This is a genomic window from Oceanobacillus jeddahensis, assembly GCF_000750635.1.
In the GTDB taxonomy this organism is placed as follows: Bacteria; Bacillota; Bacilli; order Bacillales; family Amphibacillaceae; genus Oceanobacillus; species Oceanobacillus jeddahense.
This window is the reverse complement of the sequence record NZ_CCDM010000002.1, coordinates 425,667-438,630: the sequence shown is the minus strand read 5'-3', so window position 1 is coordinate 438,630 and position 12,964 is coordinate 425,667. Positions and strand designations below refer to the sequence as shown.

The window sequence follows — 12,964 nt, the reverse complement described above, 5'->3', positions numbered from 1 at the left end:
TACTATCCTTTCTCAGTAACAAATGAATCTTTCGGTTCTATTTTCCAAATATCCTCTGCATAACGACGGACTGTCTCATCAGAAGAGAATCTGCCTCCATTAGCAATGTTAATCAAACTCATTTTTTGCCAGAAGGTTCGATCACCGTAAGCTTTATCAATATCCTCCTGTGCTTTTACATAAGAATCAAAGTCACGCAGCAAGAAGTATTCGTCATTATATTTAATCAGTGAATCAAAAATTTCCCGGCCTTCGTAAACAATATTTGGAATGGTACCATCTATAAAGGCATTTAAAACACGACGAATCACTGCTTTTTCATCGTATAGCTTCTGTGCAGTGTATTCCTGGTTCTCATAATATTCATAGACCTCTTTCTCTGTGAGACCGAAGATATAAATATTATCATCTCCAACTGCATCTCTAATTTCTACATTAGCTCCATCCAGTGTAGCAAGAGTAATTGCCCCATTTAACATCAATTTCATATTACTTGTTCCGGAAGCTTCCTTCGATGCTAGAGAAATTTGCTCACTGACATCTGCTGCTGGAATTATTTTCTCTGCCAAGCTTACATTGTAATTTGGTAAGAAAACAATTTTAATCCGATCATTAATATCAGAATCATTATTAATTAAACGAGCCGCTTCATTAATACATTTAATGATTACTTTTGCATAATGATAGCTTGGTGCCGCCTTTGCCCCAAATATAAATACACGCTTTTGCATAGCTACATTTGGATTTTCCTTTAAATCCTGATACAACTTAATAATATGCAATAAGTTTAATAACTGACGCTTATAAGCATGAAGCCTTTTAATTTGTACATCAAAGATAGCATCTGTGGAAACGTTAATATCTGTTGCTTCCAAAATATAATCTGCTAATTTCTGTTTGTTTACTTTCTTCGCCTCTGCTAATCTTTCTAAAACAACTTGATCCGATTGATAGTTCATCAACAATTTTAAATCACCGGAATCTTTTCTCCATGTCTTCCCAATCACATCATCTAGTACATTGGACATTGGTTCATTAACAATTTGCGACCATCTGCGCTGTGCCACGCCATTCGTTTTATTATTAAATCGATCAGGATAAATAATATAAAAATCATGCAGCACAACCGATTTTATTAAATCAGAATGTAATTTTGCCACCCCGTTGGTACTATGGCTGCCAATAATAGACAAATGTGCCATATGAACTTGCCCATTACGAATAATACGAGTGCGTTCTACTAAATCATGCGGATGCAATTCCCGCATAGTCTGTACATAACGAGCATCAATCTCTTCCATAATTTGATACATACGCGGTAATGTACGGCGCATTAAATCAATAGACCACTTCTCTAATGCCTCAGCCATAATCGTATGGTTCGTATAACTCATTACTTTCACCGTAATATCCCAAGCCTGTTCCCAAGATAACTCTTCTTCATCCACTAAAATACGCATCATCTCTGGGACACATAAGGCAGGATGGGTATCATTAATATGAATAGAAACATATTCACTGAGCTTCGAAATCGGCTGCCCGATCCGCTTTTTATAACGGCGGATAATGCTTTGGATGCCCGCCGATACAAAGAAATATTCCTGGGTCAGGCGTATTAAACGTCCTTGTTCATTAGAATCATCCGGATAAAGAACCGCTGTTAAATCCTCTAATTCTCTGCGTCCTTGAATACTTTGATACTTATCTTCTTCCGAATCGGGAATCTCTACAGACCATAAACGTAATGTATTAACAACATTATTTTCAAAACCGACCATTCCTGTATCGTAAGGAACTGCTCGAAGTACTCGTTCATTCTCATATATCGGCTTCAGTTTTCCTTCATTGTTTTCAGCTAAATAAACATGTCCGCCAACACGAACATCTACTGCCTTACTTTCTCTGCGAACCTCCCAAATATTACCTCCCTGAAGCCATTCATCAGGCAGCTCTACTTGATAGCCATCCACAAAACGTTGTTTAAAAAGCCCGTAATCATAACGAATTCCGTTTCCATTGCCCGGAAGTCCACAGGAAGCGATCGAATCCATAAAACAGGAAGCCAATCTTCCAAGTCCCCCGTTCCCTAATGCCATATCCTTCTCCACTTCTGCCAGACTGTCTAAATCAATACCCAGGTCTGTTAATGCCTCTCTTGCCGTATCTAGCATACCAAGATTTAATAAGTTACTTTTCAGCATTCTACCCGGTAAAAATTCAATCGAAAAATAGTAAACCTGTTTCTTCTTTTTGTTCACATAATACTTCCATGTGTCTCCCCAGGCATCAGAGTAACGAGCCTTCACTAACGCCCCCAGTGTATTAAAGATTTCTTGTTCACTTGCATCTTCCAGTTCCATTGCATAATTCTCTCTTAACCGTTGCCTCAACTCTTTTTTAAACATTTCTTTATCTAAAGCCATGTATTAAGCTCCTTCTCTGCATTATCTAAGTTTAGCTTTAAGAGGATGTCCAAAAAGTCATCCTAAAAAGAGATAAGATGAATCTCTTTATACTTCTCGAACACACACTTTCCGTACTTCTGCACAAAACCAATGATGTCATCTAACATTTCATTTTTTCTTGAAGAAGTCACTTATCTCACTTAAATCGATGCTTTTATGTTTTTTATCCTATAAGCGCGTGTTCAAAAAACTCAATAACATTCCTACTCTTGAGCTTTTTGAACACACTCTATTTCTTATAAGATTTCTTTATAAAGTAAATAGTACTGCCCGCTCGACGTTTCCCAGCTGAAATCCTGTGCCATTGCTGTTTGAATAAGTTTACCCCATACATCCTTCTCGTCTTGATAAACATGGATCGCTTTCTTCAACGCTTCCATCATATAGTAGGGTGTAAATAAAGAGAAGCCAAAACCTGTTCCTGTTTTTTCAATTGGATTATATGGCTGCACGGTATCCTTTAGACCACCTATCTCATGAACTACTGGCAACGTACCGTAGCGCATAGAAATGAGCTGTGATAATCCACATGGTTCAAACTTAGAAGGCATCAGAAAGATATCAGCACCAGCGTAAATCTTTTGAGCCAGCGTCACATCAAAAGTAATTTTTGCTGCGCATTTATTTGGGTACCACTCAGAAATCAGCTGAAATGGATGTTCCAATGCTGGATCTCCAGTTCCTAATAGGACAAATTGGACGTCATATTGCAATAGATTTTCCAGTTCCTCCAACACAAGATGAAATCCTTTTTGATGTGTCAGACGGCTGACTACTGCAATGATTGGAACATTCGCTTTAACAGGAAGCCCCATTAATTCCTGTAATTCTTTTTTACAATCCTTCTTCCCTGCTAAGTTAGTTGAAGAATAATTTGCCTTGAGTGCCGTGTCCGTTTCCGGGTTATTAATTTCATAGTCTATTCCATTCACAATGCCCGATAACTTTTCTTGCTCTTGTCTGAGAATTGCTTCTAAGCCGTTGCCAAATTCAGCAGTTTGAATTTCTCTGGCATAAGAATGACTGACGGTATTTACTCTATCTGCATATACAATACCCGATTTCAGAAAATTAATGTCATTTTCGAAGCGAATTGTGCCATCATGATATTTCCGATCTCCAACCCCAAACAAATCAGACAAGACTTCTGGGTGATATCGTCCTTGAAATTCAATATTATGAATGGTCAATACGGTTCGTATATTTTGGTAAGCTTCTACCCAATGATACTTTTCTTTCAAGAGAAATGGTACCATTGCTGTATGAAAATCATGGACATGGAGAATGTCAGGAATATAATCAATTACTTCCATCATCTCAATCAGAGCTAATTGAAAGAAAGCAAAGCGTTCTCCATCATCATAAAAACCATATAAATCATCCCGGTCAAAATAATAGATATTATCAATAAAATAATAGGTGACATTATCCATTTCTAAACGTTCAATTCCACAATATTGACTTCTCCAGCCTACATCTACAGAAAAAGAGGCAACATGCTCGCAACGCTCCCTATATACGGTTGGCATTTTTTTATGAAGTGGCAGTACAATGGACACTTCAACATCTTTTTTTGCTAATTCCTTGGGAAGAGCACCTATCACATCTCCAAGCCCGCCTGTCTTGAAAAATGGCGCACACTCCGCACTAGCAAATAATAATTTCATACTTTTCCTCCTTCTTATCTCTCTACGTTACTAACCGCTACCCCATTTGCAAGGATATCATTGGTTACATGCTGATATTTTTCAATAACAATTGGATTTTCTCTTGTTCCAATTATTTGCACGCCTGGATCTACAACTACTTCCTTGTCTAGAATGGCATTCTGCACCTTAGCTCCAGCACATATTTTTGCATTCGGCATGATAATCGAATCGATGACTTCCGTCCCTTTATCTATGACGGTTCCACGAGAGATAGAAGAGCCTTGTACTTTCCCTTCAATAATACACCCTGTTGCGAATTGGCTGTTATTTACTTCAGATGACTCTGAATAATACGTTGGGACTTCATTTTTTAATTTTGTATATATTTTTTGGTTGGAATATAGAAGTGAACTAAATTTTTGCTGGTTAAGCATATCAAGTGATGCATTATAGTATGAGTTAATATCAAATATATTACTTAAATAACCAGTATGCTCATAGCTGGAGCTTTTTACGGTATGAATTTTTTTACGCAGAAAATCTTGAATGTCAGCAGGGGTTCCTTCTTGCTGACCTTCTTTTAATTCCCGGATCAACCAATTTGTCTGCACAATATAAATATCCATGCAGAGATTTTCTTGGTCTGAAGTCTGTACATGCTCCATATAAGGACGTACTTCCGTAATTTGGCCATTATCTGTCAGTGATAATACAGCATCCGTCTGGCAGATTTTTTCTGATTCCACCTTTTTATAAACAACCGTCATTTCATTGTTCTGCTGCTGATGAATTTTTAACACGGCACGTAAGTCTATATTACAAATCATTTTACTGCTCATATAAACGGTATACTCTGATTTTGATTTTTCAAGATAATCAATTAGTGGACGGTAATAGCTTTGGTTATGTGCTTTCAATTTCAAAAAGTCCTGATACAGATGAATAAAGAAACGATTATGCACGCCGTCTAAATTCCATTCCTTTCCTCCACCAATATGATCGAAAACAGATTGTGTTTCACCTTCATTAAAAATCATATAAACCGTATTTATATTTGCATTCACAATACTGGAAAGGGGGAAATCTATCAGTCTGTATTTACAAGCAAAAGGTAATGTTGCTAACGGTCTCTCATTGGTTAATGGAAGTAAAGCGTTATAGCGTTGAATATTTCCTAAAACGGCACAAATTTTATTAGTCCTCATCCATCGTCACTCCAATCACTTCAGAATAACCTACTACTCCTACCTCTTCTGTTCCATCAATTACCGTATTATCCCCGACAACCGCATCTTCCCCAATAATTGCTCGATGAATACTTACATTCCTGCCAATACTTGCTCCAGGCATAATAAAGCTGTCTGTAATTTGCGATCCTTCTTTCACCTGTACATCATTGGATAGAATACTATTTTTAATACTGCCTGCTACATAGCAGCCATCAACAATTAAAGAATCTGTCACAGAGGCAGTATCTGTTAAGAAGTTTGGAGGGGAAATCGTATTTCTTGAGTACACACGCCATGATTTATCACGGATATTCAGATTCATCTCAGGGTTAATAAATTCCATATTTGCTTCCCAGAGTGAATCAATCGTTCCAACGTCTTTCCAATACCCGGAAAAACGATAAACAAATACATTCTCTCCCCCCTCTAAATAAGAAGGGATAACATGCTTGCCAAAATCCAGCATATGATCATCTTTGGAATAACTGCTTAGTAGAACTTCCCGCAGTCTGCTCCAATTAAAGATATAGATTCCCATAGATGCTAGATTACTCTTCGGATTCTCTGGTTTTTCTTCAAATTCAATAATCCGGTCATTTTCATCTGTATTCATAATCCCAAAACGGGAAGCTTCCTTTTCAGGCACCTCAAGTACTGCAACTGTTAAAGAAGCATCATTTGCTTTATGTGTTTCCAGCATTTCTTCATAGTCCATCTTATAGATATGATCTCCAGATAACACAAGCAAATACTCCGGATTCATTTCATCGATATACGCAATATTCTGATAGATGGCGTGTGCTGTTCCTTCAAACCATTTACCACCCTCGGAACCGGCATAAGGCTGAAGAATCGTCACACCAGAGCTGATTCCGTCCAGCCCCCAGCTTGTCCCGTTATCCACATGATTATTTAACGCCAGTGGCTGATACTGCGTCACAACACCCACATTTTTAACACCGGAATTGGCACAATTACTTAAAGTAAAATCAATAATACGATATCTTCCTCCAAAAGGAACAGCTGGTTTAGCGATATTTTTTGTCAGTTTTCCTAATCGCGATCCCTTACCTCCTGCAAGAATCATTGCTAGCATCTCATTTTTCATATATTCGGTGAAAGCAGCCTTTCACCTGTCCCCCTTTCGATTACTTCTTCAAAACTTATTGCAAAAGTAAATCCTGGTGTGTATACAATAACTTTTCATAGGATAAACAAAGTATCCAATAAAAAGAAATTCTTAATGATGAAAAATTACTTAGCAGATGGACGTTTTCTCGGTATTTTGATGTTGTCAGGCTGTAAAATCAACGCTCCTAATGCCGGTACAACTGTCTTAATACGATAAGGATATTCTTTAAAAGGAATTTCCTCTGTCAACTGGTCAGGGTTATGCTCTGCCCACGTCCCTCCAAATTCTTGCATTTCCGTATTCCATATTTCTTTATAGCTTCCCTCAAAAGGAACACCGATAGGAAAATCCTGCCGCTCTACAGGTGTCATATTTAAGATAATAATCAGAAAATCCTTTTTCTTCTTACTTTTCCGCATAAAACTGAGAACGGAATCATTATGATTATCTGCATCGATAATCGAAATCGTATCATAGCTCTCCTCTAACTCCCATAGTGCCGGCTGTTCTTTATAAAGCTTATTTAAAGAGGCAGTAAAGTGCTGCATACTTTTGTTCCATACATCACCTAAATCCCGCCATTCTAAACCCTCATCGTACTTCCACTCTAAGAATTGCCCCCATTCACTGCCCATAAACAAGAGCTTTTTCCCCGGGTGCGTTATCTTATACGTATACAAATTACGTAATTGAGCAAATTGCTTATACCTGTCTCCCCACATCTTATGCATCAAGCTCTTCTTCCCATGCACAACCTCGTCATGAGAAAGCGGCAAAATATAATTTTCCTGCATCATATACATAAAGGAAAAAGTAATTAAGTTAAAATGATCTTTTCGGAAAGCCGGATCCATTTTATAAAATTCAAGTACATCATTCATCCAGCCCATATTCCATTTGTAATCAAATCCTAGTGCCCCTGTTTCAATTAACCCTGTGATTTGTGTATCGGATGAACTTTCTTCCGCAATCATAATTGCTTCCGGGTGAGTCAGCTTGACAACTGCATTTAGCTTTTGCAGGAAATAATATCCTTCATAGTTTCGATTTCCACCTTCATGATTCGGCTCCCAAGGACCCTCATCATAATCTAAATAAAGCATACTGGAAACAGCATCCACTCGAATCCCATCAATATGATACATTTCCAACCAAAACAACGCACTCGAAATAAGAAATGACTGTACTTCTGGTTTGCCTAAATCAAAGTTGACAGAACCCCAACGGATATTCGCAGCCCGATCCGGGTCCTCATATTCAAATTGTGGTGTACCGTCATATTTCGGAAGGGCATCATCATTGATGCAGCAATGACCGGGTACCCAGTCCACAAACACCCCTATATTATTCTGGTGGCATGCCTCCACAAAATCCTGAAATTCTTCCGGTTTACCATAATAAGAGCTCAAAGCAAAATAACCTATTAGCTGGTAACCCCATGAGGCTCCTAATGGATGTTCCATTAACGGCATAAATTCAATATGGGTATACCCCATTTCCTTTACGTAAGGAATTAATTCTTCCTTTAAATCTGCAAAGGAATAAGGCGTTCCATCTTCATGATGCTTCCAGGAGCTGGCATGTACCTCATAGATATTTATGGGGCGTTTAAAGAAATTAGAACGTTTCTTTCTTCCGTACCACAAACCATCCTTCCATTTTTTCTCTGGGACATGATGAATCACAGCGGCATTGCCTGGTCGCTTTTCAAATGCAAATGCAAATGGATCAATTTTATAAACTACTCTGCCATCCGCCTGCTGCACCTTGTACTTATATAAATCTTTTTCTGAAGGTTTGCTGGTGAATACTTCCCAATAGCCGTAAGCTTCATTTTTTTGCATCGGCAACGATTGATCCCAATCATTAAACGTTCCTACCAACCAAATCCTTTGTGCATTAGGAGCCCAGACGCGGAAGACAAAGCCTGTCTCCCCGTCCCGCTCTTCCTGGTGATATCCAAAAATATGCTGACTATAGAAATTTTCTCCCGTCTGAAATCTTTTTATGGCATCTTCTGTTTCCAATTCCACATACTCATTTGTTTGCATTTCTTCGTTCACCACCTATGGAAACTAGTTCCTGAAGTCATTTTTAGCTGGTTACATTCGTTATTTCAGAAATGGCTGCTGAAAAAGCTTTGATTTTTTCTTCTGCCCCTTCTTCACTTCCTGCTTTTACACCGATATAGAATTTGATTTTAGGCTCCGTCCCGGAAGGTCTTACAGCTATCCAACTTTCGTCTTCCAAGAAGTATTTCAATACATCAGATGATGGAGTATTTAATGCTGTTACGGATCCATCCACATGTACTTTTTCCTGTAATTTATAATCTTCCGTACTAACAACCTTCACTCCTCCAAAAGCCTCCGGAGCATCTTCACGCAACTGTCTCATCAAGGAAGCAATCTTTGCGGAGCCTTCTAAACCGCTCATTGTAATAGAAATCGTTTTTTCTTGATAATAACCATGTTCCTCGAAAATATCTTCTAATGCATCGTATAAATTTTTCCCTTTTTGCTTGTAAAAAGCAGCTACTTCTGCAATTAATACAAGTGCTTGAATCGCATCTTTATCCCTTACAAAAGCTTTTACCAGATAACCATAGCTTTCTTCAAAGCCAAATAGAAATGTCTGCGATCCATCTTCTTGATACGCTTGAATTTTTTCGGCAATAAATTTAAAGCCTGTAAGTACATCCACCATTTTCGTTTGATATTTTTCAGCAATTGCAGTAGACAATTCACTTGAAACAATCGATTTTAATGCCACTGCGTTATCCGGCAATGTACCTGCATCTTTTCGGGCTTTTAAAATGTAATCTAACATTAATGCGCCAATTTGATTACCGCTTAATACTTTATATGTCTCATCTGGAAGTTTAACCGCAACCCCTAAACGATCGGCATCCGGATCTGTTGCTACTAATAAATCAGCCCCCTCTTTTTCCCCGACAGCAATGGCGTATTCAAATGCTGAATGTTCTTCTGGGTTAGGAGATTTGACTGTAGTAAAATCAGGATCAGCAACACTTTGTTCCGGAACGAAAGAAAATCCGGTAAAACCAGCTTGTTCTAATGCTCTTTCTCCCAGCATCTTCCCGGCACCGTGTAATGGCGTGAAAATAAGCTTTAAATCTTTTCCTTCTCGAGATACCAGTTCTCTATTAATTGTCACTGTATCTACTTCTTGTAAATAAGCATCATCCACTTCTTTGCCAATGATTTTCAGAAGTCCTTTTTCTTTTGCTTCTTCTTCAGATAATACGTCTATTTGCAGAGGGTTCTCTACAGAGCGAACATACTTCGTTAAAGCATCTGCATCTTTCGGAGGCATTTGTCCTCCACTCTCTCCATAAATTTTATAGCCATTATAATTTGCAGGGTTATGTGACGCTGTAATCATAATTCCAGTAAAAGTATTTAAGTGTCTTACTGCAAAAGACAACTCAGGCGTCGGGCGCAATGCTTCAAACACATAGGATGGAATTCCATGACTTGCAAGTGTTTTTGCAGCTTCTAAAGCAAATTCAGGAGATTTATGTCTAGAATCATAAGCAATTGCTACCCCTCTAGATTTATTCCCTTCTGACTGACTTTCCATAAACCGTGCTAAGCCTTCTGTAGCTTGTCTCACAGTATAAATGTTCATTCGATTAATTCCCGGTCCTAGTATTCCACGCATCCCGGCAGTACCAAATTCTAAAGGGTGTGAGAACGCATCTTCTAATGCTTCTTCATTGTTTAAGAGGCTTTCCAACTCTGTTTTTAGCTCACTATCCAGAGCCTCTTCGTTTTTCCATTGTTCATAGATGTTTTGATATGACATAAACATTCCCCCTTCAAAATTTAAAAAATACATTATCTCACTGCCAAGTAGAAATACCTCTATATTCTCGTCATCTACAGCTAGAAATTTGTATAAAAAAAGCATCGCTTTAACCCCATCATAATATATTGTACATATATGGAATGGTTCGATGTTATAAACATAATAACACGTTTGCGATGTTTAGATAATAAATGTTCATTTGATATATAGCTTGTTTTGCACTTTCTAGTTGTTATATTGACTATTTATTAAGTTTTAAACAAAATAACTAAATTTTCTAAAATCTGAAATTAAAAAAGAGTTTCCTAGCACAACTAAAAAGAATCTATTCTAGATAGCAGTAAGAAGATTATCTGAGTTCATTATACTATAAATCCTTACATAATTATACAATGAATTTAAGAAAAAAAGAGTAATTTCATATTATTGCTAACTATAGCCAAAAACAAATTAGAGAAAATAAATCTATCTATTACCTAGAAAAACTATTTTGCCAAAAGAAAGCAGCATGTACCTATCTAAATAACAAGGTACATGCTGCTTAATATTTCCATTTTTTTCATGGTCTGCACACTTTAAATCCCATCTGTTTCTTCGGAGCACTTTTGAGATTCTAAACTAAATGCTTTGATGTTTTCTTTTCCATTCTCTAATGCACGGTTTGTAAAGTCCTCCAGAGATAATTCCCTTTCAAACAACCCACTTAAAATCATCGGGACGTTCGCTCCTCCTACAACTTTTACAGTGTGATCATCATCTGAAGCAATTTTCGAACACACATTAAACGGCGTTCCTCCTGCTAGATCTGCAAAACAAATGACACCATCTCCTGTATCCACTTGCTGGATTGCTTGGTTTATTTCGCTTTCCAATTCATGATGATTATCTTTAAATGAAACAGCTTTTATTTGGGGGTTATCTCCTGCAATTAATGTGAGCGATTCCACTATTCCAGTAGGAAAAGAACCATGCCCTGTTATGACAATACCAATCATCTTATCTCACCACGCTTCTATTTTTTTAACTTACATAATTCCAAAGAAAGAGCCAATTAATCCTACAACCACTGTTAAAGCAATTAATGTCAATGGTGAACGGCCTTTCTTCAACAGCCAATAGATGAGCAACGTATAAAGAAGCGGGAGCAATGCAGGCATAATTTGATCTAAAACATCTGTTTGAACATTCAATTCCGCCTCTCCTTGTACCCATGAATAATCAATGTTGAAGCTGACAAAAGTTGCAATCAATCCACCGACAACCGTAAGACCAACGATCGATGCTGCTCTAGTCACACTACGCATCGCTTCTTTTAATTTGGAAATTGCTTTAATTCCTGTTCGATAGCCGTAGCGCATTAAGCCAAAGCGTACTCCAAAGTGAATAACGTTAAACATGATCAAAAATACAAAAGGTCCAGCTATATTTCCTTCAACGGCTAATGAAGCACCAATACTTGCTGAAATTGGTAATAGCGTCAAATAGAATAATGCATCGCCAATTCCGCCAAGCGGACCCATCGTAGCTATTTTAATTCCTCTAATTGCTTCTCTATCTTCTTTCTTTTCCTCCATTGCCAATATGATCCCCATAATAAAGGTAACTAGAAATGGATGCGTATTGAAAAATTCCATATGGTCCTTCATGGATTTGCTTAGATCCTGTTTATTTTTATGAATATGCCGCAATCCAGGCAATAGACCATACAACCACCCAGCCGCCTGCATACGTTCGTAGTTAAAGGAAGCTTGCAAAAGCAAGGATCTTATAGCAAGGTGACGCAATTGCTTAGGGGACAAGTTTTCACCAGTACTTGTATCTTTATATACATAGCTATTAGATTCCATCACTTATTTCCTCCTTTTCCATATCATTATTATCGCCAGGACCTGGTTTATTTTTATTGATATTGTAATCATATAAAGCAATTGCTAAACCGATTAAAGCAATCGCCAGAATTGGTAATTCCATATAAGCAGCTAATATAAAGCCGATTATAAAGAACATAATATATTCTGTTTTAAGCATAATCCGTAACAATAAAGCAAAACCAATAGCTGGCATAATTCCTCCAGCAACCGATAGTCCATTAATAATCCACTCTGGAACAGCTTCTACATAAGTTGCCGCCTGCTGGGCTCCAAAATAGATAGGTAGAAAAATGATAATTGCATTGAAAAAGAAATGAATGATTAAACCCAAATAATTAATTCGTTCGATTCCCTTATAATTCGCTTCCAATGCAAACGTATCTGCCTTATGCATGACTGGAGCAAAAGCCGTAAATAAGAGCGTAATTAATCCTTGCATTGCGACTGCAAATGGAATGGCTACACCAATTGCGACCTCTGGACTTTGTCCGGTAATAACCCCAAAAGCTGTTCCCATTACACCGCCAATAACAACATTGGGAGGTTGAGCTCCTGCTAAAGGGGCCATCCCCATCCAAATTAATTCTAATGTTCCGCCAATAATTAAGCCGGTTGTTACATCACCAAGGATTAAGCCAACGACCAACCCAGATACTATCGGACGGTGTATATGTGTCAGGCCATTAAAATGGTCGATCCCAATTATCCCCGCCCAGATAGCTAACAAAATAGCTTCTAATAACATTGTTCATCCTCCTAGACTTTGACTTATCGTGCTTTTAGCCGA

The 12,964-nt window shown here is 37.8% G+C and carries 9 protein-coding genes; all 9 read right to left on the bottom strand.

Annotated elements, in window-relative coordinates; all coding sequences use genetic code 11:
• Nucleotides 1-2 precede the first annotated feature (2 nt).
• Nucleotides 3-2,423 (bottom strand): glycogen/starch/alpha-glucan phosphorylase, encoded by a 2,421-nt coding sequence (locus BN986_RS09850; RefSeq protein ID WP_040979622.1) that lies wholly within the window; start codon nucleotides 2,421-2,423, stop codon nucleotides 3-5.
• 278 nt (nucleotides 2,424-2,701) lie between these two features.
• Nucleotides 2,702-4,132, bottom strand: a complete 1,431-nt coding sequence (gene glgA / locus BN986_RS09845; protein WP_040979621.1) for a glycogen synthase GlgA — start codon at nucleotides 4,130-4,132, stop codon at nucleotides 2,702-2,704.
• Nucleotides 4,133-4,146: 14 nt separating this feature from the next.
• Entirely contained in the window at nucleotides 4,147-5,319 is a 1,173-nt protein-coding gene (glgD, locus tag BN986_RS09840; RefSeq protein ID WP_052400739.1) for a glucose-1-phosphate adenylyltransferase subunit GlgD, read from the bottom strand.
• The gene (locus BN986_RS09835; protein WP_040979620.1) at nucleotides 5,309-6,451 is read right to left on the bottom strand and encodes a glucose-1-phosphate adenylyltransferase; all 1,143 of its coding nucleotides are present in this window, start codon (nucleotides 6,449-6,451) and stop codon (nucleotides 5,309-5,311) included. The genes glgD and BN986_RS09835 overlap by 11 nt, the downstream gene beginning before the upstream one ends.
• A 146-nt stretch (nucleotides 6,452-6,597) precedes the next feature.
• Nucleotides 6,598-8,526 carry a 1,4-alpha-glucan branching protein GlgB gene (glgB, locus tag BN986_RS09830; protein ID WP_040979619.1) on the bottom strand — a complete coding sequence of 643 codons (1,929 nt, stop codon included), beginning with the start codon at nucleotides 8,524-8,526 and terminating at the stop codon, nucleotides 6,598-6,600.
• Between the two features lie 43 nt (nucleotides 8,527-8,569).
• Complete coding sequence (locus BN986_RS09825; RefSeq protein ID WP_040979618.1) at nucleotides 8,570-10,303, bottom strand: phospho-sugar mutase; 1,734 nt, start codon at nucleotides 10,301-10,303, stop codon at nucleotides 8,570-8,572.
• Nucleotides 10,304-10,881: 578 nt separating this feature from the next.
• Nucleotides 10,882-11,301 carry a PTS sugar transporter subunit IIA gene (locus BN986_RS09820; protein WP_040979617.1) on the bottom strand — a complete coding sequence of 140 codons (420 nt, stop codon included), beginning with the start codon at nucleotides 11,299-11,301 and terminating at the stop codon, nucleotides 10,882-10,884.
• Between the two features lie 30 nt (nucleotides 11,302-11,331).
• Nucleotides 11,332-12,153 carry a PTS system mannose/fructose/sorbose family transporter subunit IID gene (locus BN986_RS09815; protein ID WP_040979616.1) on the bottom strand — a complete coding sequence of 274 codons (822 nt, stop codon included), beginning with the start codon at nucleotides 12,151-12,153 and terminating at the stop codon, nucleotides 11,332-11,334.
• Nucleotides 12,143-12,922 (bottom strand): PTS N-acetylgalactosamine transporter subunit IIC, encoded by a 780-nt coding sequence (gene agaW / locus BN986_RS09810; protein ID WP_040979615.1) that lies wholly within the window; start codon nucleotides 12,920-12,922, stop codon nucleotides 12,143-12,145. Before agaW ends, BN986_RS09815 begins: the two co-directional genes overlap by 11 nt.
• Nucleotides 12,923-12,964 lie beyond the last annotated feature (42 nt).

Coding starts and splice junctions, on each gene's coding strand:
- BN986_RS09850 (WP_040979622.1), bottom strand. CDS start 2,423: ATGGCTTTAGATAAAGAAATGTTTAAAAAAGAGTTGAGGCAACGGTTA.
- glgA (WP_040979621.1), bottom strand. CDS start 4,132: ATGAAATTATTATTTGCTAGTGCGGAGTGTGCGCCATTTTTCAAGACA.
- glgD (WP_052400739.1), bottom strand. CDS start 5,319: ATGAGGACTAATAAAATTTGTGCCGTTTTAGGAAATATTCAACGCTAT.
- BN986_RS09835 (WP_040979620.1), bottom strand. CDS start 6,451: ATGAAAAATGAGATGCTAGCAATGATTCTTGCAGGAGGTAAGGGATCG.
- glgB (WP_040979619.1), bottom strand. CDS start 8,526: ATGCAAACAAATGAGTATGTGGAATTGGAAACAGAAGATGCCATAAAA.
- BN986_RS09825 (WP_040979618.1), bottom strand. CDS start 10,303: ATGTCATATCAAAACATCTATGAACAATGGAAAAACGAAGAGGCTCTG.
- BN986_RS09820 (WP_040979617.1), bottom strand. CDS start 11,301: ATGATTGGTATTGTCATAACAGGGCATGGTTCTTTTCCTACTGGAATA.
- BN986_RS09815 (WP_040979616.1), bottom strand. CDS start 12,153: ATGGAATCTAATAGCTATGTATATAAAGATACAAGTACTGGTGAAAAC.
- agaW (WP_040979615.1), bottom strand. CDS start 12,922: ATGTTATTAGAAGCTATTTTGTTAGCTATCTGGGCGGGGATAATTGGG.